Raw genomic sequence first — 22573 nt, 5'->3', positions numbered from 1 at the left:
GCGCCCCCGTGGGGCGGCGGCCGTCAGCCGGCCAGGCAGGACGGGCCGAGCAGCACCTTCAGATCGCCGAAGAGGGACGGGTCGGCGGTGACGCGGTGCCGGTCCAGGCGCAGCACGGTCGTCTTGCGCGCGCCCAGCAGCTTGATGCGCACCTCCGTCGAACCGCGGTGGCTGGTCAGCACCTCGCCGAGCTTCTCCACCAGCGGCGGGGTGACCTTGACCGTCGGAATGGTGATCGTCACGGGCGCGTTGGTGCCCGCCTCGGACAGGTCGGGGACCATCATCTCCATGGCGACCAGCCGCGGGATGTCCTCGCGCTTGTCGAGCCGGCCCTTGACGAACACCACGGTGTCCTCGACGAGTTGGGTCGAGACCAGCTGGTAGGTCGCCGGGAAGAACATGCACTCGATGGAGCCGGCCAGGTCCTCGACGGTGGCGATCGCCCAGGCGTTGCCCTGCTTGGTCATCTTGCGCTGCAGGCCCGAGATGATGCCGCCGATGGTGACGATCGAGCCGTCGGAGTAGTCGCCGCCGGTCAGCTGGGAGATCGCGGCGTCCGCCTTGTCGGAGAGCACGTGCTCCAGGCCGAACAGCGGGTGGTCGGAGACGTAGAGACCGAGCATCTCCCGCTCCTGGGCGAGCAGATAGGTCTTGTCCCACTCGATGTCGGAGAACTCCACGTCGAGCCCGAAGCCCGGCCCGTCGTCGTCCGCCTCGTCGCCCATGCCGCCGAAGAGGTCGAACTGCCCCTCGGCCTCCTTGCGCTTGACCTGCACCACGTTGTCGATCATGGGCTCGTAGTGGGCCATCAGCCCCTTACGGGTGTGCCCCATCTCGTCGAACGCGCCCGCCTTGATCAGCGATTCGGTGGTGCGCTTGTTGCAGACCACCGCCTCGACCTTGTCCAGGTAGTCGGGGAAGGAGGTGTACTTCCCCTTGGACTTGCGGCAGCGGATGATCGACTCGACCACGTTGGTGCCGACGTTGCGGACCGCGGAGAGGCCGAAGAGGATCACGTCGTCGCCCTGGGCGGCGAAGTTGGCCAGCGACTCGTTCACATTGGGCGGCAGCACCTTGATGCCCATGCGCCGGCACTCGTTCAGATAGACCGCCGACTTGTCCTTGTCGTCGCGCACGGACGTGAGCAGCGCGGACATGTACTCGGCGGGGTAGTTCGCCTTCAGGTACGCGGTCCAGTACGTGACCAGGCCGTACGCGGAGGAGTGCGCCTTGTTGAACGCGTAGCCGGCGAAGGGGACCAGCACGTCCCACAGCGCCTGGATCGCCTGGTCGCTGTAGCCGTTCTTGCGGGCGCCCGCCTGGAAGATCGTGAAGTTCTTCGCCAGTTCCTCGGGCTTCTTCTTGCCCATGACGCGGCGCAGGATGTCGGCCTCGCCCAGGGAGTACCCGGCGATGATCTGGGCGGCCTTCTGGACCTGCTCCTGGTAGACGATCAGGCCGTAGGTCAGGCCCAGGGTCTCCTTGAGCGGCTCCTCCAGCTCCGGGTGGATCGGGGTGATCTCCTGGCGGCCGTTCTTGCGCTCGGCGTAGTTCGTGTGCGAGTTCATGCCCATCGGGCCCGGCCGGTACAGGGCCGAGACGGCGGAAATGTCCTCGAAGTTGTCGGGCTGCATCTGGCGCAGCAGCGAGCGCATCGGGCCGCCGTCGAACTGGAAGACGCCGAGGGTGTCACCGCGGCAGAGCAGTTCGAAGGTCTTGGGGTCGTCCAGCGGGACCTCGAGGAGCTCCAGCTTGACGCCCTTGTTGGCCTCCACCATCTTGACGGCGTCGTCCATGATGGTCAGGTTGCGCAGGCCCAGGAAGTCCATCTTCAGCAGGCCCAGCGACTCGCACTGGGGGTAGTCCCACTGCGTGATGGTCACGCCGTCGGTGTGCCGCACCCAGACCGGGGCGTGGTCGACGATGGGCTCGCTGGACATGATCACGCCGGCCGCGTGCACACCCATCTGCCGGACCAGGCCCTCCACACCCTTGGCGGTGTCGATGACCTTCTTGACGTCCGGCTCGCTCTCGTACATCCCCCGGATCTCGCCCGCCTCGCTGTAGCGCGGGTGCTTGGGGTCGGTGATGCCGGAGAGGTCGATGCCCTTGCCCAGGACGTCGGCGGGCATGGCCTTGGTGAGGCGGTCGCCCATCGCGTAGGGGTAGCCCAGCACGCGGGCCGAGTCCTTGATGGCGTTCTTCGCCTTGATCTTGCCGTACGTGCCGATCATGGCGACCTTGTCGGCGCCGTACTTCTCGGTGACGTACCGGATCACTTCGACGCGCCGACGCTCGTCGAAGTCGATGTCGACATCGGGCATGGAGACGCGCTCGGGGTTGAGGAACCGCTCGAAGATCAGGCCGTGCTCGATGGGGTCGAGGTCGGTGATGCCCATGGCGTACGCGACGATCGAGCCGGCCGCCGAGCCACGGCCCGGGCCCACCGCGATGCCGTTGTTCTTGGCCCACATGATGAAGTCGGCGACGACCAGGAAGTACCCCGGGAACCCCATCTGGATGATGATGTCCATCTCGTACTCGGCCTGCTTCTGCCGGTCCTCGGGGACGCCGCCGGGGAAGCGGCGGGCCATGCCGCGGCGCACCTCCTCCTGGAACCAGGTGACCTCGGTGAAGCCCTCCGGGATGTCGAACTTCGGCATCAGGTCGCGCTTCTCGAACATGCCGTTGGTGTCGATCTGCTCCGCGACCAGGAGGGTGTTGCGGCAGCCCTCCTGCCAGGCGTCGGAGGAGTCGATGGCGTACATCTCGTCCGTCGACTTCAGGTAGTAGCCGGTGCCGTCGAAGCGGAAGCGGTCCGGGTCGGAGAGGTTCTTGCCGGTCTGGATGCACAGCAGCGCGTCGTGCGCGGTCGCCTCGTGGGCGTAGGTGTAGTGCGAGTCGTTGGTGACCAGCGGCGGGATGCCGAGCTTCTTGCCGATCTCCAGCAGCCCGTCGCGGACCCGGCGCTCGATCTCGATGCCGTGGTCCATCAGCTCCAGGAAGTACCGGCCCGCGCCGAAGATGTCCTTGTAGTCGCTGGCGGCCTGCACGGCCTCGTCGAACTGCCCCAGCCGCAGCCGGGTCTGCACCTCGCCCGAGGGGCAGCCGGTCGAGGCGATCAGCCCCTCGGACCACTGGGAGATGGTCTCCTTGTCCATCCGGGGCCACTTCTGCAGCCAGCCCTCGGCGTACGCGTCCGAGGACAGCCGGAAGAGGTTGTGCAGCCCGGTCTTGTTCGCCGCCCAGATCGTCTTGTGGGTATAACCACCCGAACCGGACACGTCGTCCCGCTTCTGGTGCGGCTGGCCCCACTGGATCTTGCGCTTGTTGCGCCGCGACTCCGGCGCCACGTACGCCTCGATCCCGATGATCGGCGTCACCCCCGCCTTCTTCGCCGAGTGGAAGAAGTCGTACGCCCCGTGGAGGTTGCCGTGATCGGACATGGCGATATGCGTCATGCCCATCTCGTTGCAGGCGTTGAACATGTCCTTCAGCCGCGCGGCACCGTCCAGCAGGGAGTACTGGGTGTGGACGTGCAGGTGCGTGAACGGGGGCCTGGACGGGGCTGCCACAGCGGGAGACCTCCGGGGAAGAGTCGGTGACGGGTCGGCGGGGACAGCTCTGAAGGTTACCGGGCCCCACTGTCAGCCAGGCCCCGCGCCGGGGCACGGAGCGGTCCCGGCGTGGAACCGCGCAGGTCGTTTCGCGCGTTGGTCTCTAGCGGGACATCCGTTCCCGTGCGAGACCCTCAGGAGGCACCCAGCGATGTCGAACCAGCAGGCGCGAGCCGACGAGCGCGGCGAGGAGATCCTCACCGTCTTCGGCACCGCCTTCGGGCAGCTGCTCGCCGCCGACCCGGCGGCGTTCCGTGTGAAGTTCCGGAAAATGGCGGCCTCGGCGTTCGCCTTCTACCGCGGCACGGCCTGCCTCTTCTACAACGACCTGGAGCGCGAGCGCCACGGCGGCCCGTATCTGGACGACCGCACCGGCCGGGTCTGGATCCACGGCGATCTGCACGCCGAGAACTTCGGCACCTACATGGACGCCACCGGCCGCCTGATCTTCAACGTCAACGACTTCGACGAGGCGTACGTGGGCCCCTTCACCTGGGACCTCAAGCGCTTCGCCGCCTCGATCGCGCTGATCGGCTACGCCAAGGCGCTCAGCGACGAGCAGATCACCGAGCTGGTGCGGATCTACGCCGCCGCCTACCGCGAGCGCATCCACTGTCTGGCCGCCGGCGCCAAGAATGACGAGGTGCCGCCCTTCAGCCTGGACACCGCCCAGGGCCCGCTGCTGGACGCGCTGCGCGACGCCCGCTCGCTGACCCGCTTCGGCCTGCTGGACTCGATGACCGAGATCCGCGACTTCGAGCGCCGCTTCGCCGCCGGCGGCGGCTCGATCGAGCTGGACGCCGCGACCCGCTACAAGGTCCTGGCCGCCTTCGACGGCTATCTGGAGACGCTGCCCGAGGCGAGCCTGGCCCGCCCCGACTCCTACCGCGTCAAGGACGTGGTGGGCCGGCGCGGCATCGGCATCGGCTCGGCGGGCCTGCCCTCGTACAACATCCTCCTGGAGGGCAACAGCGACGCCCTGGAGAACGATGTCGTCATCTACATGAAGCAGGCGCAGACCCCCGCGGTCTCCCGGCACATCACCGACCGGCAGGTGCGCGAGTACTTCCAGCACGAGGGGCACCGCACGGTCATCTCCCAGCGCGCCCTCCAGGATCACGCCGACCCCTGGCTGGGCTGGACGGAGCTCGACGGCGCGGGACAGCTGGTCGCCGAGGTCTCGCCGTACGCCGTCGACCTGGACTGGAGCGACATCGACGACCCGGCCGAGATCGCCGCGGTCGTGGCCGACCTGGGCCGCGCGACGGCCACGATGCACGCGGCGGCGGACGACGAGAGCGGCCACTCCCTGGTGCCCTTCTCCACCGAGCGCGCCATCGACGCGGCCATCGCCGCCGACGAGGAGGGCTTCGGCGGCCTGCTGGTGGACTTCGCGCACTCCTACGGCGCCCGGGCCCGCGCCGACCACCAGATTTTCGTGGACCTGTTCCGCAACGGCCGGATACCGGGGCTGTGACGCGGATCTCCGTTCCCCGGGGAGCGCAGATCCGTCCCCGGAGAAGGGGTAAGTGCCGGTTTGATAACCCTTAAGCCGCACTTACCCCGGACCGTGGGAGACTCGCTGCAATGGACATCTCGGCGGCACACCTGCGGGCGGTGCGCGCGGCGCTCTTCACGGCGCTGTGCGTGACGCTGTCCGCTGCCTCCCATGTGCTGCTCTCCCGGATGCCGCTGCCGCTGACCACCGTCGCCGCCCTCTCGGCCGGCGTCTTCGCGATCTCCTACGCGCTGGCCGGCCGGGAGCGCGGCTTCTGGCACATCGCGGCCCTGCTGGTTCCCCTGGAGCTGGCCGCCGACACCGTCTTCAGCGTCGGGCAGCACGCCTGTTACGGGACGGCGGGCGGGCCGGTGGCCGGTCCGCTGCGCTCCCTGGGCGTGAACCTGCTCTGCGGTGGCGGCGACCTCGGCGCACCGCTGGTGAGGCTGTCCACCGACGGCCCGGCCCCCGCCTCCACCTGGCTGCTGCTGCTCGCCGCCCACCTGGGCATCGGGCTGCTGGCGGCGGCGTGGCTGCGCCGCGGCGAGGCGGCGCTGGCCCGGCTCGTGGGCGCGGTGGCCGCCTTCGCCTTCCGGCCCCTGATGATCGCGGTCGCGGTCGTCGGCGCCTCGCCCGCACCGCGCCGCCCGGCCGCCGCTCCCTCCCGGGACGAGCGCCCGGCCCGCGCGCTGCCTCTTCTCGTGCACTCCGTCGTACGCCGTGGACCGCCCTGCGCGCTCGCTGCCTGACCGGCACCAGCACGCGGCGTCCGGAATTCCGGACTCCACCCCTCGTACACTTTCACGGACCCACACGGAGAAAAACAGTCATGAGCAACCGCAACAGCCAGGCCAACAAGCAGGCGGCACGCGAGCGGCTGCGCGCCGAGCGCGAGCGGCAGGCCAAGAAGGACCGGGCCCGTCGGCAGCTGGTCGTCGCCGGTTCGATCGTCGCGGTCCTCGCGGTCGCGGGCGGCATAGGCGTCGCCGTCGCCAACTCCGGCGGCGACGGTGGCGGCGACACCTGGGCCAAGGCCAAGGACGCCAAGCTGGTCAAGCCCGCCAACACCTCCGGCGCCGACGGCACGACCATCACCATCGGCAAGAAGGACGCCAAGAACAGCGTCGACCTCTACGAGGACCCGCGCTGCCCGGGCTGCGCGAGCTTCGAGCAGAACGTCGGCGACACCGTCCAAAAGGACGTCAAGGACGGCAAGTACAAGGTCACCGTCCACCTGGGCACCTTCCTGGACAACAACCTCCAGGGCACCGGCTCGAAGAACGCGCTCAGCGCGCTCGGCGCGGCCCTGGACGTCAGCCCCGAGGCGTTCGTGGAGTACAAGAAGGCGCTGTTCTCCAAGGAGTACCACCCCGACGAGCGGGGCCCCGACAAGTTCGCCGACGACAACTACCTGATCAAGGTGGCGGACACCGTCCCCGCCCTGAAGGGCAAGGACGCCTTCAAGAAGGCGCTGAGCGAGGGCACCTACGACCGGTGGGCGCTGGAGATGTCGGAGGCCTTCAACAAGGCCGAGGACGTCAAGAGCACCCCGACGGTGAAGGTGAACGGCAAGGTCATCGGCACCCCCGGCCAGCAGGGCAGCACCATCGCGCCCTCCACGCCTGACAGCTACAACGAGATGGTCGCCAAGGAACTGAAGTCCTGACCCTTCGCACCACCCCGCACCACCCTCGGCCGGCACGCGCACCGCGTGCCGGCCGACGCCGTTCGCACCGCCCGGCGCCGCCCAGGTGATGCCAAATCTTGACCCGTCAACTCGCCGCGCCCGTGGCAGACTTCCCCGTCATGGAGGGGACGGGAGCGCATCCGAGGGCCGTGCGCGCCGCGCTGTTCACGGCGGTGTGCGTGACGCTGTCCACCGGCTCCCACGTCCTGCTCTCCCGTGCGCCCGTGCCGGCCATGACGCTGGTCCCGGTCTGCGCCGCCGTCTTCGTCCTCTCCTACGCACTGGCCGGGCGCGAGCGCGGGTACGGCCCCGTCGCGGCGCTGCTGGTGCCGCTGGAACTGGCCGCCGACACCGTCTTCACCGCGGGGCAGCACACCTGTTACGGGGCGGCGGGCGGCCCGCTGGCCGGCCCGCTGCGCCAGGTCGGGGTCGATCTGCTGTGCAGGGGCGGGGAGTTGGGCACCCCGCTGGCCCGGCTCGCGGCGCACCCCGGCTCGCCCCTGCCGGCGGCCGGCTCCCCGTCCGCTCCCTGGCTGCTGCTCGGCGCGCACCTGGCCGTCGGGCTGCTGGCCGCGGCCGGTCTGCACCGCGGCGACGCGGCCCTGGCCCGGCTGCTGGACGCCGTGGCCGTCCTGGCCGCCCGGCCGCTGCGGGCCGCCGCCGCGCTGGCGTCCGCCGCCCTGCCCCCGCCGCCGCGCCGCACACGGCCCGTACGCCGCCTGCCTGCCGCCCGCCCCCTCCCCCAGCTCGTGCACTGCGTCGTACGCCGCGGACCTCCCCACCGGTTCGCCGCCACCGTGTGAACCCACCCGGCGACCAGTCCACTCCCGCCCGCCGCGGGCATCAGGAAATGGGGAAGCAGCCATGAGCAACCGCAACAGCCAGGCCAGCAAGCAGGCCGCCCGCGAGCGCATACGCGCCGAGCGCGAGCGCCAGAAGAAGCGCGCGAAGATACGCCGCCAACTCCTGGTGGCGGGCGCCGTGGTCGGCGTCCTCGTCGTCGCCGGCGGCATCGGCTTCGGCATCATGAAGGCGAACGAGCCCACCGGCTGGGACGCGGCCAAGGAGGCCGACCTCGTGGCGCCGAAGAACACCCAGGGCAAGAACGGCACCGAGATCGTCATCGGCAAGAAGGACGCCAAGGAGACCCTGGAGGTCTTCGAGGACGTCCGCTGCCCGGCCTGCGCGTCCTTCGAGCAGATCAACGGCGAGATCCTCAACCAGCAGATCGAGGAGGGCCGTTTCAAGGTCCGCTTCACGATGTACACCTTCATCGACCCCAACGCGGGCGGCGAGGGCTCCAAGAACGCCCTCAGCGCGCTCGGCGCGGCCCTGAACAAGAGCCCCGAGGCGTTCCTGAAGTACAAGACGGCGCTGTATTCCGCCAAGAACCACCCCGACGAGCGGGACGACGCGTACGCCAAGGACTCCGCCCTGCTCAAGGTCGCCGACCAAGTGCCCGAGCTGAAGGGCGACAGGACCTTCCGGGCGGCGGTCGAGAACGGCACGTACGACCGCTGGGCGCTGGAGATGACCGCGCTGTTCGGCCGCAACGGCGTCAAGGGCACCCCGACCTTCATGCACGGCGAGAAGAAACTGACGATGGCCGAGGTCCCCAGGGGACAGCAGATGACGCCGGCGCAGTACACGAAGGCCTCGCAGGACAACTTCAAGAAGATGCTGGACGACGAGTTCGGACCGGCGAAGAAGAAGTGACCGTGAACGTTGAAGAAGTGACAAAGAGGTAGGGAGATGAAGGGAAGGGGAATGTGGCGCATTCCCCCTCCCCATCGCCCATACCGGCCAGTAATGTGATCCGCCGTGAATGATCATGACCAGATCTCCCGGCGTACCGCCGTTACGGCCGTAGCCGCCACCGCCGCCCTGCTCCCGTTCGCGGGCGGCTCCCTCGCCTTCGCCCAAGAGGCAGCACAGCACCGGTACTTCCAGCACGGCGTGGCGTCCGGCGACCCGCTCCCCGACGGCGTCCTGCTGTGGACCCGCCTGACCCCGACCGCCGAGGCCGCCCCCGGCTCCGGCAAGGGCCCTGCTGCGCAGGTGAGTTGGCAGGTGGCGACGGACCGGGCCTTCAGTGACGTGGTCGCGCGGGGAACCGCGGCCGCCTCCGCCGCCCACGACCACACCGTCAAGACCGATGTACGCGGCCTGCGCCCCGCCACCTCCTACTACTTCCGCTTCACCTTCGGGGACACCCACTCCCCCGTCGGCCGTACCCGCACCGCCCCCGCGCACGACGCCGCGGCGCCCAACATCCGTTTCGGCGCGGTCTCCTGCGCCAACTGGGAGGCGGGCCACTTCTCCTCCTACCGCCATCTGGCGGCCCGCGACGACCTGGACGCGGTGCTCCATCTCGGCGACTACATATACGAGTACCGGTCCGGCGAATACCCGGCGGCCAAGTACACCGTGCGCGCGCACTCCCCCGCCCACGAGATCATCACGCTCGCCGACTACCGCGTCCGGCACGGCCTGCACAAGACCGACCCGGACGCCCAGGCCCTGCACGCCGCCCATCCGGTCATCGCGATCTGGGACGACCACGAGTTCGCCGACAACGCCTGGTCGGGCGGCGCCGCCAACCACACCCCGGCCACCGAGGGCGACTGGTCGGCGCGGGTGGCCGCCGCCAAGCAGGCGTACTTCGAGTGGATGCCGGTCCGCCCCTCCATCGAGGGCACCACCTACCGCCGGCTGCGCTTCGGCACCCTGGCCGATCTGCACCTGCTGGACCTGCGCTCCTTCCGCGACGAGCAGGTCAAGGTGGGCAGCGGCAAGGTCGACGACCCCGACCGCACCCTGACCGGACGCGCCCAACTGGACTGGCTCAAGGCCGGACTGGAACGCTCGGACACCACCTGGCACCTGGTCGGCAACCCGGTGATGATGTCCCCCGTCACCTTCGCCTCGCTGCCCGCGCACCTCCTCAAGCCGCTGGCCAAGCTCCTGGGCCTGCCGGAGGGCGGCATCGCGGTCAACACCGACCAGTGGGACGGCTACACCGACGACCGCCGCGAGATCCTTCAGCTGCTGCGGGACCGCTCCATCACCAACACGGTCTTCCTGACGGGCGACATCCACACCTCGTGGGCCAACGAGGTGCCCAACGACGCCGCCACCTACCCCGAATCGGGCACCGTGGCGACCGAGTTCGTGGTGACGTCGGTGACCTCCGACAACCTCGACGACCTGCTGCACGTCCCCACCCACAGCGTCTCGCTCGCCGCGGTCGCCGCCATCAAGTCGGCCAACTGGCACGTGAAGTGGGCGGATCTGGACGAGCACGGCTACGGCGTCCTGGACGTCACCGCCGAGCGGACCCAGATGGACTTCTTCACCATCTCCGACAAGCGGGACAAGAACGCCACCAGCCGACTCGCCCGCTCCTACCGGACGTTGACGGGGACGCAGCGGGTGGAGCGCACGGACCGGCCCGTACGCTGATCCCATGGCCGGGGGACGCGACGGACGGATCATCGACGGGCGCTTCGAGCTGCTGGAGCGGCTCGGCGGCGGAGGCATGGGCACGGTGTGGCGGGCCCGCGACCTCGCCCTGATGCGCGAGGTCGCGATCAAGGAGGTCCGTCCCCCGGACCCTTCGCAGGAGGCGGACGGCCCGCAGGCCGCACAGGTCCTGCGCGAGCGCGTGCTGCGCGAGGCACGCGCGCTCGGCCGGCTGTCCCACCCCAACGTGGTGACGATCCATCACATCGTGGACGCGGCCGACTCTCCGCACCCGTGGCTGGTGATGGAGCTGCTGCCCGGCGGCAGCCTCCAGGACCTGATCGACCGCGGCCCGCTGCCGCCCGCCGAGGCGGCCCGCATCGGCCGGGACGTGCTGGCCGCCCTCGCGGCCGCACACGCCGCCGGCATCCACCACCGCGACGTCAAACCGGCCAACATCCTGCTGCGCCCGGCCACTTCCCGGCCGGGCGACGGCCCCAGCGCCGTCCTGACCGACTTCGGCATCGCCGCCCTCCAGGGCTCCACCGCGCTCACCGCCACCGGCGACCTGGTCGGCTCGCCCGAGTTCATCGCGCCCGAGCGCATCCGCACCGCCGCCGACCTCCCGGCGTCCGACCTGTGGTCGCTGGGCATGACGCTGTACGTCACGGTGGAGGGCGTCTCCCCGCTGCGCCGGGCCACCACCCTGGCCACACTCGCCGCGGTCCTGGAAGACCCGGTTCCACCGCCCGTGCGCTCCGGGCCGCTGGCGCCCGTACTGTCCGCGCTGCTCGTACGCGACCCGGCGGCCCGGCCCGACGCGGCGCGGCTGGACGCCCTGCTGGCACAGGCCGCCGAGGACCGGCCGGGCTACGTACCGACCCGGCCCGACTCCCCGCCCCCGCCCTCGTACGGAACCGGTCCCTCCGCCACTTCTCCCCCGTACGGCACGGACCCCTCCCCCACTTCTCCCCCGTACGGCATCCACGGCCGCCCGACCGCCACGACCGCCCGCCCGGCCGCGCCCCGCTCCGCCGCCCGCCGTGCCCGGCTGGCCGTACCGGCCGCCGCCCTCGCGGCGGTGCTCGTCGCCATCGGCGCCTACCTCGGCGTGAACTCCTCCGACGACGGCGCGAGACCGCAGGCCGGCACGGAGCGGACGGCCGCGCCGACACCCCCGGCACCGGACGCCTCCCCCACCCAGCCCCCGCCGACGGCCTCCCGCACCCCCCAAGCTCCCCCGAGCCGCCCGGCCGGCTCCGCCGACACCCCTGCCCGGCCGGCGCCCACCACGCCTCCGGCCGCCTCCACACCCGCGCCGCCACCGCCCGGCGGGGTCGCGAACACCTGGGTCGCCCAGCTGTACTCCGAGCCGGTCTCCACCGGCCCGGCCGCCCGGGACCGCCGTCTGGCGCTGGTCCGCCGCCAGGTGCCCGAGGCCCGGATGCTGCGCAGCGACGACTTCGCCTCGCTCAACCCTGGCTACTGGGTCCTCTACGCGCCGGGCCCGTTCGCCGACGGGCACGCGGCGGTCGACTGGTGCGCCGAGCGCGGCCGTACGAAGAAGAACGGCTGCCTGGGGCGCTACATCAGCCACCGCGCGGGCGACCGCTCGGCGATCTGTGCGCCCGCTGCGGGCACCGGCGGCAGCGGGCGCTGCGTCCGCCCCTGAGCCGCCCCCACGGCCCGCCCGCGCACCGGCCTACAGGTCGGCCAGGAAGCCCAGGGCCACCTTCCAGGCGGACTGGGCCGCCTCTTCGTCGTGGTCGGGCAGGTCCGGGTCGGTGAAGAGGTGCCCGGCGCCCGCGTAGCGGTAGATCTCCACGTCCGCGCCCGCCCGCTGCATCCGCAGGTACCAGGCGGTCAGCCAGTCGTGCGGCTCGAAGGGGTCCGGGTCCGCGACGTGCAGCTGCACCGGCAGCTCGTCCACGGCCGCGTCGTCCGCGATGTCGGAGGTGCCGTGGAACAGCAGCAGCCCGCGCGCCTTCTCGTCCGCCAGCGCGAGGTTCTGCGCGATCGAACCGCCCAGCGAGAACCCGGCGTAGACCAGCCCCCGGTCGGAGTACGGCGCCACGGCCGCCACCGCGCGGCGCAGCAGTTCGTCGGTGCCGATCTCCTCCTTGATGGCCATGCCGTCCTCGGAGGTCTCGGCGGTGCGCCCATCGAAGAGGTCGGGGACGTGCACCTCGTGGCCGGCCGCGCGCAGCCGCTCCGCCGCGGCCTGTACGGCGGGCCGCAGCCCGTAGGTCGAGTGGAACAGGATCACGGTCGAGGGCGCCGGGCCCTTCGTGGTGTCCTGGTCCGGTGCCGGGGTCGATGCCGTAGAGGCGGCCACTGGATTCACTTCCCTGTCGATGGATCGCACTGCCCCCATCGTGCCAGTTACGGTTCGGGGAGGACGCGAGAAGGTACCCCCGGGTAGAGGGTCCGCACGGATCCGGAAGGAGTGGCAAGGTGTCCATGGAGGACGTGATGCGTCCACTGGTCGTGCTCGGCGGGTCGGTCGTGGTGACCCTACTGCTGGGGTGGCTCGTCGACCAGGTGCTGCGCCGGATCGACGCCCGGCGCCCGGAGACTCCGCTGTGGGGCCTGCTGCGCCGCTGCCGCATACCGCTCCAGGTCGTCCTGCTGACGGCCCTGCTGCGCAGCTCCTACGAGCGGACCAAGATCAAGATCGTGGAGGACCACGAGTCGGGGATCGGCCAGACCCTCTCCCTCGTCCTGATCGCCGCCACCGCCTGGCTCGTGATCCGGGTCGCCGCGGCCATAGTGGAGTCCTCCTACTCCCGCTACGCCTCCGGAGCGCGCGACGCGGCCCGGGTACGGCGCGTACGCACCCAGGTCACGCTCATCCAGCGGGTGGTCACCGCCGTCGTGATCGTGGTCGCGGCCGCCGCGATGCTGCTGACCTTCCCCGCGATGAAGGCGGTGGGCACCTCCATGCTGGCCTCGGCCGGCATCCTGGGCATCGTCGCCGGTGTCGCCGCGCAGTCCACCCTCGGCAATCTCTTCGCGGGCCTGCAGATCGCCTTCGGCGACATGGTCCGCATCGGCGACACCGTGGTCGTGGACGGCGAGTGGGGCACGGTCGAGGAGATCACCCTGACCTTCCTGACCGTACGCACCTGGGACGAGCGCCGGATCACCATGCCGGTCTCCTACTTCACCAGCAAGCCCTTCGAGAACTGGTCGCGCGGCGGCGCCCAGATGACCGGCACGGTCTTCTTCCACCTGGACCACAGCGCGCCGGTGGAGAAGATGCGCGACAAGCTGCACGAGATCCTCCAGGGCTGCGAGGACTGGGACGGCCGCAGCTGGACCCTGGTGGTCACCGACACCACCCCCTCCACGATGGTGGTCCGCGCCCTGGTCACCGCCCGTGACGCGGACGCCATCTGGGTCGTACGCTGCGCCGTCCGCGAGCGCATGCTCGACTGGCTCCGCACCGAACACCCCTACGCCCTGCCCCGCGTCACCACCGCCCCGGCCCCCGAACTCCCGGAGGGTTAGGGACTTTTGACGGATCTCCGCGGCCTCGCGGAGATCCGTCAAAAGAGCCTCAGGGCGCGCTGCGCAGGCTGCGCATGTCCAGCTGGCGCAGCACCCGGTCCACCACCTCCGGGTCGGCGCCCGGTTCGCTGCGCGCCGCCAGCACCTCGTGGCGGGCGGCCGACATCATCTCGGCCTGGATGCGCTGGGCCTTCTTCATGCGGTTGGCCCGCTTGTCGAAGGACTCCCGCCGCTCGTCGTCCACGATCTCCGGCGAGATCCGCGCCCCGATGTCGTACGCGCCGCGCGAGAGCCGCTCGATGACCTCCTCCGGCAGCTCCTCGACCTCCGAGATCTCCTTCAGCCGCCGCTTGGAGGCCTTGATCACGCGCAGCGCCAGCTCCTTCTCCAGGGCCTCCTCGGCCTCCGAATCGGCGCGTACCCGCAGCTTCTTGACCAGCCAGGGCAGGGTGAGGCCCTGGACGACGAGAGTGGTGAGCACCACAGCGAAGGCGACGAAGAGGATCTCGTCGCGGGCCGGGAAGTTCTCGCCGCCCTCGATGGTGAAGGGGATGGCCAGCGCCAGCGCCACGGACGCCACCCCGCGCATCCCGGACCACCACATGACGATGGTCTCCCGCCAGCTCATCGGGATCTCCTCGTCGTAGTCCCGGCGCTTGTGCATGCGCTTGGCCAGCCAGGCGGCCGGCAGCAGCCACAGCAGCCGTACGCCCACCACGACAGCGACCACGGCCGCGCTCGCGCCCAGCAGCTCGCCCCAGCGGCCGTCCGCGGTGCCCAGGATGTTGTGCAGCTCCAGGCCGATCAGCCCGAAGGCGACGCCGGTGACGAGGGTGTCGACGATCTCCCAGAAGGTGTAGCCGGCGAGCCGGCCCATCACGTCGTCCGCGTCCACCGCGTACTCCGCCAGGAACAGCGCGGCGGTGAGCACCGCCAGCACGCCCGACCCGTGGAGCTCCTCGGCCAGGACGTAGGCGACGAAGGGCACCAGCAGGGTCAGCCCGATCTGCAGCGTCGCGTCGCCGAGCATGCCCATCAGCTTGTTGGCGATCCAGCCCAGCACCAGGCCGACCGCTATGGCGACCACCGCGGAGAGCACCAGCGCACCGGCCGCCGAGGGCACGGAGAAGGTGCCGCTGACGGCGGCGGCCAGCGCCACGTGGTACAGGACGATCGCGGTGACGTCGTTGAACAGCCCCTCGCCCTCCAGGATGGAGACCAGGCGGCGGGGCAGGCCCAGCTTTCCGGCGACGGCGGTCGCGGCGACCGGGTCGGGCGGCGCCACCAGCGCGCCGAGCGCCACGGCGGCGGCGACCGGCAGCCCGGGGACCACGGCGTGCGCGACGGCGGCGACGGCCGCGGTGGTGGCGAAGACGAGCGCCACCGCGAGCAGGAAGATCGGCCGGATGTTGGCGGTGAACTGCCGCCAGGAGGTGCGCTGTACGGCGGCGTACAGCAGCGGCGGCAGCACCAGCGGGAGGATGTACTCCGGCGGCACCGTCACGTTCGGCACCTGCGGGATCAGCGCCAGCACCACTCCGGCCAGTGTCATCAGCACCGGTGAGGGAAGCCCCAGCCGGTCGCCGAGGGGGACCGTGACCACGGCCCCCAGGAGTAGCACGAACATCAGGGCCAGCTGGTCCACGGTGGTTACGCTCCGGCTCGGGGAAAGTCGATCACTGCCCCAAGCCTGCCACGAAGCCGGTCAAACCCCTCCGCCGCCGTCTATGGCACCTATGCCGACGAAAGCCCCCGCCGCATGGCGCGGTGCGGGATGCCGGTGCCCTCCTCGGCGAACTCCGGTCCGCAGGCGGTGTATCCGAGGCGCTCGTAGAACCCCAGCGCATGGGTCTGGGCCTCCAGATACACCCCGGTCAGGCCGCGGCGCCGGGCCTCGTCCTCCACGGCCCGTACGAGAGCGGCGCCCAGGCCCGTGCCCCGGGCGGCCCTGCCGACCGCGAGCCGGCCCAGCACCGCCGTGACATCGTCCTCGACCCCGGCCGCGGCGTATTTGCGGCGGGCGGCCGGCCCGTACAAAAACCGCGCCGTCCCGGCCGGATCTCCGTGCGGACCGCGGGCCAGCAGATGGACCGCGTGCGCGTCGTAGGCGTCCATCTCCAGCTCTTCGGGCACGCCCTGCTCGGCCACGAACACCTCGCGCCGCACGGCGAAGCAGCCCTGGAGGCCCTCCTCGCCGACGACGCGGATCTCGTGGTCGCTCACGCGCTCTCCGCCCGCACCTTGTCCAGTGCGCGCTGAAGGTCCTCGGGGTAGGAGCTCTCGAACTCCACCCAGCGGCCGTCGGAGGGGTGCTCGAAGCCCAGGCGCACGGCGTGCAGCCACTGGCGGGTCAGGCCCAGGCGCTTGGCGAGCGTGGGGTCCGCGCCGTAGGTCAGGTCGCCGACGCAGGGGTGGCGGTGCGCGGACATGTGCACCCGGATCTGGTGGGTGCGCCCGGTCTCCAGCTTGATGTCCAGCAGGCTGGCGGCGCGGAAGGCCTCGATGAGGTCGTAGTGCGTGACCGAGGGCTTGCCCTCGGCGGTCACGGCCCACTTGTAGTCGTGCTGCGGGTGGCGCCCGATGGGGGCGTCGATGGTGCCGCTCATCGGGTCCGGGTGGCCCTGCACCAGCGCGTTGTAGCGCTTGTCGACCGTACGCTCGCGGAACTGCTGCTTGAGCAGGGTGTAGGCGCGCTCGGACTTGGCCACGACCATCAGGCCGGAGGTGCCGACGTCCAGGCGGTGCACGATGCCCTGGCGCTCGGCGGCGCCGGAGGTCGAGATGCGGTAGCCGGCGGCGGCCAGCCCGCCGATGACGGTGGTGCCCGTCCAGCCGGGGCTCGGGTGCGCGGCGACGCCCACCGGCTTGACGATCACGACGATGTCGTCGTCGTCATGCACGATCTCCATGCCCTCGACGGGCTCGGCGACGATCTCCACGGGCGGCGCGGCCTGCGGCATCTCCACTTCCAGCCAGGCTCCGCCGTGCACCCGCTCGGACTTCATGACCTCGGCGCCGTCGACCCGGACCTTCCCGGCCGCCGCCAGCTCGGCCGCCTTCGTACGGGAAAAGCCGAACATACGGGCCAGGGCGGCGTCGACGCGCTCGCCCTCCAGGCCGTCGGGAACGGGCAGGGTGCGGATCTCGGGAATGGTGCTCACATCACCGAGTATGTCAGTCCCCTGCGACACTCCCGTACGCCCGTGCGCACCGCCCCGGGAGCGCGGTCAGTCCTTGTGGACGGTCCCGTCCGGGTCCAGGCCCCTGAAGGACAGGATCACGATCAGGATGCCGCCGCACACGATCGCCGAGTCGGCGAGGTTGAACACCGCGAAGCCCTTCGGCGCGATGAAGTCGACCACCGCGCCCTCGAAGACGCCCGGCGAGCGGAAGATCCGGTCGGTGAGGTTGCCGAAGGCCCCGCCCAGCAGCAGGCCGAGCGCGATGGCCCAGGGCAGGCTGTAGAGCTTGCGCGCGATCCGGGCGATCACCACGATCACCGCCGCCGCGATGATGGTGAGGAAGATCGTCAGCGCCTCGCCGATGCCGAAGGCGGCGCCCCGGTTGCGGATCACATCGAAGCGCAGCAGCGTCCCGATGACGTCGATCGGCTCGTGGTGCTCCAGCCTGGCGACCACCAGGAGCTTGGTGCCCAGGTCCAGGGCGTAGGCGATGGCCGCGACCAGCAGCAGCACGGCGATCCGCCGCTTGCCTTTGCCCTGGGGCGCGCTCGTGCCCGCGCCGTCCTCCGGCTGCTGCGACGTCTCCGCCTGCTGTGACGTCTCCGTCTGCCGTTCCCCTCCGGGGTCCGGCGTACCGGTGATGCGTTCCGCCTCTGCCACGTGTGAGTCCCTCAGCCCGTCGAAGTCCGCGCGCCAGGCCGCGCCCGGCTGAGCACGAGGGTACGGCACACCCGTACGGACGCCGCAGCTCCGGGTACGCGCCCACGGCACGGCACGGGACCACCCCGCGCCGGCCGCCGGACGCACCGGTCAGTAGCGGCGCTCCTGCTTCTGCTTGCACTCCACGCACAGCGTCGCCCTGGGGAAGGCCTGCATTCGCGCCTTCCCGATCGGGTTGCCGCAGTTCTCGCACAGTCCGTACGTCCCCGCGTCCAGCCGCTCCAGGGCCCGCTCGGTCTGCAGCAGCATCTCGCGGGCGTTGGAGGCCAGCGCCATCTCGTGCTCGCGGGTGATGTTCTTGGTGCCCGTATCGGCCTGGTCGTCGCCCGCCCCGTCGCCGGAGTCCCGCATCAGCCCGGCGATCGCGTCCTCGGACGCCAGGATCTCGGTGCGCAGCCGCCCCGCCTCGTCCATCAGCCCGGTGCGTGCCTCGGCGACCTCGGCGGGCGTCCAGGGGTCCTCGCCGGGCCGTACGGCCAGTTCGCCGGGGGTACCGGCGACCGTGCGCGCCTTGGGTACCGCGGCGGCCTTGGTGTCCTTGCTCCCACCGTGGCCCGCCGCAGCGGCCGGTGCCCCACCCGGAGTCTTCTTCGCCACCGTCTTGGCTCCCGTCTTCTTCGCGGGCACCGCCGTGTGGGCCGGTGCGGTCTTCTTGGCCGCGGCCTTCTTCGCAGTGGTCTTCTTGGCCGCGGCCGGCGCCTCGGCGGCCTGCTCCGCCGGTGCGGCCTTCTTCACCGCCGCCTTCTTGGCGGCGGTCTTCTTCGCCGTGGTCTTCTTCGCCGGTGCCGTGGCAGCGGTTGCACGTTTCTTCACCGCCGGCTCGGGCTTCTTCGCCGCGGCCTTCTTGGCTGGCGCCGTGCTCTTCTTCGCGGTGGTCTTTTTCGCCACCATGGCCGCGACCCCTTCACGTATGTGATCTTGCGCGCGAATCGTGACCGGAACGATAAATCGACTCAAGGCACGCGGCAACGGGACGCACCGCCCTGTGACGCCCGGCCTCCCCGCCCGGGAGCCCGGTCTGCATCCGTTGTGCCCCACTCCCGGCCGGGTAATCCGGCGGCCCACCAGGTACGCCCGGACGCCGAGGCACGCGCGCCGCATGCCCTTCGCACTCCGGCGCACTGCGTATCGCCATTCGGGTCAAGCCCTCAGCGGGCGCTACCTCACTCGGCGCAGCCCGCAAAACCGGTCGGCCGCCCGCCGTATCGCCCCGTACACTGGGCGGAGCGACAAGGCGTTGATGGGACGAGTAGTGCCGCACGCAGCCATGAGCGACCCGGGGACGGTGTGAGCCCGGGGGTGTGCGCGACATGAAGATCACCCCGGAGCCGCCGGAAGAAAGCCCCCTGCCGGTGCCCTGCGGCACCGCGGGCGAGTAGAACCGGCAGCGCGACCTCAATGAGGGGGCGGCGGGCCGGAGCCCTGCCGCCAAGGAGGGTGGTACCGCGGGAGCCCAGGCTCTCGTCCCTCCGGACGGAGAACGCACACCGTGTCCGCCGGAGGAAGACCTCGATGAGTTCCACACCCCAGTACCACCAGGTACCCGCCCAGGTAGACCTGCCCGCCCTCGAGCACGCCGTGCTCGACTTCTGGCGCGAGCACAAGGTCTTCGCCCGCACCCTCGAACAGTCCGAGGGACGGCCCGAGTGGGTCTTCTACGAGGGCCCGCCGACCGCCAACGGCATGCCCGGCGCCCACCACATCGAGGCCCGCGTCTTCAAGGACGTCTTCCCCCGCTTCCGCACGATGCAGGGCTACCACGTCGACCGCAAGGCCGGCTGGGACTGCCACGGCCTCCCGGTCGAGCTCGCCGTGGAGAAGGAGCTGGGCTTCAACGGCAAGAAGGACATCGAGGCGTTCGGCATCGCCGAGTTCAATGCCAAGTGCCGCGAGTCGGTGACCCGCCACACCGACGCCTTCGCCGAGCTGACCGAGCGCATGGGGTACTGGACGGACCTGGAGAACCCCTACCGCACCATGGACCCCGACTACATCCAGTCGGTCTGGTGGTCCCTGAAGCAGATCTTCGACAAGGGCCTGCTGGTCCAGGACCACCGCGTCGCCCCCTGGTGCCCGCGCTGCGGCACCGGCCTCTCCGACCACGAGCTGGCCCAGGGCTACGAGACCGTCGTCGACCCCTCCGTCTACGTCCGCCTCCCCCTCACCTCCGGCCCCCTGGCCGGCGAGGCCGCCCTCCTGATCTGGACGACCACGCCCTGGACCCTGGTCTCCAACACCGCCGCCGCCGCGCACCCGGACGTCACCTACGTCGTGGCCACCGACGGCAACGAGAAGCTGGTCGTCGCCGAGCCGCTGCTGGAGAAGGCGCTGGGCGAGGGCTGGGAGGCCACCGGCCAGTCCTTCACCGGCCGCGAGATGGAGCGCTGGGCCTACGAGCGCCCCTTCGGCCTCGTGGAGCTGGCGGACGCCAACTTCGTCGTCAACGCCGACTACGTCACCACCGACGACGGCACCGGCCTGGTCCACCAGGCCCCCGCCTTCGGTGAGGACGACCTCAGGACCTGCAAGGCCTACGGCCTCCCGGTCGTCAACCCGGTCCGCCCCGACGGCACCTTCGAGGAGGAACTCCCCCTCGTCGGCGGCCAGTTCTTCAAGAAGGCCGACGAGGCCCTGGTCGCCGACCTGGACGCGCGCGGCCTGCTCTTCAAACACATCGCCTACGAGCACAGCTACCCGCACTGCTGGCGCTGCCACACCGCGCTGCTCTACTACGCCCAGCCGTCCTGGTACATCCGCACCACGGCCGTCAAGGACGCCCTGCTGCGCGAGAACGAGAACACCAACTGGTTCCCGGACTCCGTCAAGCACGGCCGCTTCGGCGACTGGCTGAACAACAACATCGACTGGGCGCTGTCCCGCAACCGCTACTGGGGCACCCCGCTGCCCATCTGGCGCTGCGAGGAGAACCACCTCACCTGCGTCGGCTCGCTGGCCGAGCTGTCGGAGCTGACCGGCTCCGACCAGTCCGCGCTGGACCCGCACCGCCCCTTCATCGACGACGTCACCTTCACCTGCTCCGCCGACGGCTGCTCGCTGACCGCCGTGCGCGTGCCCGAGGTCATCGACGCCTGGTACGACTCGGGCTCGATGCCGTTCGCGCAGTGGGGCTACCCGTACAAGAACAAGGACCTCTTCGAGAAGCGCTACCCGGCGCAGTTCATCTCCGAGGCCATCGACCAGACCCGCGGCTGGTTCTACACGCTGATGGCCGTCGGCACCCTGGTCTTCGACAAGTCCTCCTACGAGAACGTGGTCTGCCTGGGCCACATCCTCGCCGAGGACGGCCGCAAGATGTCCAAGCACCTGGGCAACATCCTCCAGCCGATCCCGCTGATGGACCAGCACGGCGCCGACGCGGTCCGCTGGTTCATGGCGGCCGGCGGCTCCCCGTGGGCGGCCCGCCGCGTCGGCCACGGCACGATCCAGGAAGTGGTCCGCAAGACCCTCCTGACGTACTGGAACACCGTCGCCTTCCAGGCCCTGTACGCCCGCACCTCCAACTGGGCGCCCACCGCGGCCGACCCGGCCCCGGCCGACCGCCCCATCCTGGACCGCTGGCTGCTCGGCGAGCTGAACACCCTGGTGGAGCAGGTCACCGGGTCCCTGGAGGCGTACGACACCCAGCGCGCCGGCAAGCTGCTGTCCGCCTTCGTCGACGACCTCTCCAACTGGTACGTACGCCGCTCGCGCCGCCGCTTCTGGCAGGGCGACGCCGCGGCGCTGCGCACCCTCCACGAGGTCATCGAGACCATCACCCGCCTGATGGCGCCGCTGACCCCCTTCATCACCGAGCGGGTCTGGCAGGACCTCGTCGTCCCGGTCACCCCCGAGGCCCCGGAGTCCGTCCACCTCTCCACCTGGCCGGCCGCCGACAAGGCCCTCATCGACCCGGCGCTGTCCGCGCAGATGGTGCTGGTGCGCCGGCTGGTCGAACTGGGCCGCGCCACCCGCGCCGAGTCCGGGGTCAAGACCCGCCAGCCGCTCTCCCGCGCCCTGGTCGCGGCCGGCGGCTTCGAGTCCCTCTCCCCCGAGCTGCGCGCCCAGATCACCGAGGAACTCAACGTCTCCTCGCTGGCCTCCCTCTCGGAGGTGGGCGGCTCCCTCGTCGACACCACCGCCAAGGCCAACTTCCGTGCCCTGGGCAAGCGTTTCGGCAAGGGCGTCCAGGCCGTGGCCAAGGCGATCGCGGACGCCGACGCGGCGGCGCTGTCCCTGGCGCTGCGCTCCGGCGAGGCCGCCGTCGAGGTCGACGGCGAGCGCGTCACCCTCACCCCCGACGAGGTCATCATCACCGAGACCCCGCGCGAGGGCTGGTCGGTGGCCTCCGACTCCGGTGCCACGGTCGCCCTCGACCTGGAGATCACCGACGAGCTGCGCCGCGCCGGCCTGGCCCGTGACGCGATCCGCCTGATCCAGGAGGCCCGCAAGAACAGCGGCCTGGACGTCGCCGACCGCATCGCCCTGCGCTGGCAGTCCGCCGACCAGGAGCTGCGTACGGCCCTGACCGACCACGCCGCCCTCATCGCCGACGAGGTCCTGGCCACGGACTTCGCCCCCGGCGACGCGGACGACACCTACGGCACCCCCTTCACCGACGAGCCCCTCGGGCTCACCTTCCGCCTCCGCAAGGCGTAACGCACCACGGCGATGCCCCCGGCACACCCTGTGCCGGGGGCATCGCCGTACCCGGCGCTCCCCTCGTCGGCCGAGCGGTCCCGCCGCAGTCCGGTGCGACAGGGCAGCGCCCTGAAGGGGCGCGGGGAACTGCGCGACCGGCCACGACGTGCCCGCGGCGGAAACACTCCACATCCAGCGGAGCGCCGAGGCGCCACGGACACGAAAGGGCCGGGCCCCCGGGAGTTGAACTCCCGGGGGC

At 71.0% G+C, this 22573-nt stretch carries 16 protein-coding genes; 9 read left to right on the top strand and 7 right to left on the bottom strand.

Going from position 1 to position 22573, the window contains the following annotated elements:
• Window positions 1-23: 23 nt before the first annotated feature.
• Entirely contained in the window at window positions 24-3575 is a 3552-nt protein-coding gene (gene dnaE, locus AC4IJH_RS14895; RefSeq protein WP_490852146.1) for a DNA polymerase III subunit alpha, read from the bottom strand.
• Between the two features lie 193 nt (window positions 3576-3768).
• Here dnaE and AC4IJH_RS14890 point away from each other — a divergent pair, with 193 nt between their 5' ends.
• From AC4IJH_RS14890 to AC4IJH_RS14860, 7 genes are all read left to right on the top strand, one after another.
• Window positions 3769-5094 carry a DUF2252 domain-containing protein gene (locus AC4IJH_RS14890; protein ID WP_490852145.1) on the top strand — a complete coding sequence of 442 codons (1326 nt, stop codon included), beginning with the start codon at window positions 3769-3771 and terminating at the stop codon, window positions 5092-5094.
• Between the two features lie 110 nt (window positions 5095-5204).
• Window positions 5205-5864 carry a hypothetical protein gene (locus tag AC4IJH_RS14885; RefSeq protein ID WP_490852144.1) on the top strand — a complete coding sequence of 220 codons (660 nt, stop codon included), beginning with the start codon at window positions 5205-5207 and terminating at the stop codon, window positions 5862-5864.
• Between the two features lie 80 nt (window positions 5865-5944).
• Window positions 5945-6781, top strand: coding sequence for a thioredoxin domain-containing protein (locus tag AC4IJH_RS14880; RefSeq protein WP_490852143.1), 837 nt, complete (start codon window positions 5945-5947; stop codon window positions 6779-6781).
• A 140-nt stretch (window positions 6782-6921) separates the two neighbouring features.
• Complete coding sequence (locus AC4IJH_RS14875; protein WP_490852222.1) at window positions 6922-7605, top strand: hypothetical protein; 684 nt, start codon at window positions 6922-6924, stop codon at window positions 7603-7605.
• A 61-nt stretch (window positions 7606-7666) separates the two neighbouring features.
• On the top strand, window positions 7667-8518 hold the full coding sequence (locus AC4IJH_RS14870) for a thioredoxin domain-containing protein (RefSeq protein ID WP_490852142.1): 852 nt from the start codon (window positions 7667-7669) through the stop codon (window positions 8516-8518).
• 105 nt (window positions 8519-8623) lie between these two features.
• Window positions 8624-10264 carry an alkaline phosphatase D family protein gene (locus AC4IJH_RS14865; protein WP_490852141.1) on the top strand — a complete coding sequence of 547 codons (1641 nt, stop codon included), beginning with the start codon at window positions 8624-8626 and terminating at the stop codon, window positions 10262-10264.
• Between the two features lie 4 nt (window positions 10265-10268).
• Window positions 10269-11936 (top strand): serine/threonine-protein kinase, encoded by a 1668-nt coding sequence (locus tag AC4IJH_RS14860; protein WP_490852140.1) that lies wholly within the window; start codon window positions 10269-10271, stop codon window positions 11934-11936.
• Window positions 11937-11966: 30 nt separating this feature from the next.
• Here the strand turns inward: AC4IJH_RS14860 and AC4IJH_RS14855 are convergent, their stop codons facing one another.
• A complete protein-coding gene (locus tag AC4IJH_RS14855) occupies window positions 11967-12530 on the bottom strand; it encodes a dienelactone hydrolase family protein (protein WP_490852221.1) in 564 nt (187 codons plus the stop codon).
• A 194-nt stretch (window positions 12531-12724) separates the two neighbouring features.
• Here AC4IJH_RS14855 and AC4IJH_RS14850 point away from each other — a divergent pair, with 194 nt between their 5' ends.
• Complete coding sequence (locus AC4IJH_RS14850) at window positions 12725-13774, top strand: mechanosensitive ion channel family protein (RefSeq protein ID WP_490852220.1); 1050 nt, start codon at window positions 12725-12727, stop codon at window positions 13772-13774.
• A 49-nt stretch (window positions 13775-13823) separates the two neighbouring features.
• On the opposite strand, the gene AC4IJH_RS14845 is transcribed toward AC4IJH_RS14850, so the two are convergent.
• From AC4IJH_RS14845 to AC4IJH_RS14825, 5 genes are all read right to left on the bottom strand, one after another.
• Window positions 13824-15401 (bottom strand): Na+/H+ antiporter, encoded by a 1578-nt coding sequence (locus AC4IJH_RS14845; RefSeq protein WP_490852219.1) that lies wholly within the window; start codon window positions 15399-15401, stop codon window positions 13824-13826.
• 107 nt (window positions 15402-15508) lie between these two features.
• Window positions 15509-15997, bottom strand: coding sequence for a GNAT family N-acetyltransferase (locus tag AC4IJH_RS14840; protein WP_490852139.1), 489 nt, complete (start codon window positions 15995-15997; stop codon window positions 15509-15511).
• Window positions 15994-16935, bottom strand: coding sequence for an RluA family pseudouridine synthase (locus tag AC4IJH_RS14835; RefSeq protein WP_490852138.1), 942 nt, complete (start codon window positions 16933-16935; stop codon window positions 15994-15996). Before AC4IJH_RS14835 ends, AC4IJH_RS14840 begins: the two co-directional genes overlap by 4 nt.
• A 66-nt stretch (window positions 16936-17001) precedes the next feature.
• Entirely contained in the window at window positions 17002-17616 is a 615-nt protein-coding gene (gene lspA / locus AC4IJH_RS14830; protein WP_490852137.1) for a signal peptidase II, read from the bottom strand.
• 150 nt (window positions 17617-17766) lie between these two features.
• Window positions 17767-18567 carry a TraR/DksA family transcriptional regulator gene (locus tag AC4IJH_RS14825; RefSeq protein ID WP_490852136.1) on the bottom strand — a complete coding sequence of 267 codons (801 nt, stop codon included), beginning with the start codon at window positions 18565-18567 and terminating at the stop codon, window positions 17767-17769.
• Between the two features lie 621 nt (window positions 18568-19188).
• On the opposite strand from AC4IJH_RS14825, the gene ileS reads away from it, so the two are divergent.
• A complete protein-coding gene (ileS, locus tag AC4IJH_RS14820) occupies window positions 19189-22332 on the top strand; it encodes an isoleucine--tRNA ligase (RefSeq protein WP_490852135.1) in 3144 nt (1047 codons plus the stop codon).
• The last annotated feature ends 241 nt before the right edge of the window (window positions 22333-22573 follow it).

The organism is Streptomyces sp. UF-297 (assembly GCF_058245575.1).
This window is presented reverse-complemented; position numbering and strand designations above follow the sequence as displayed.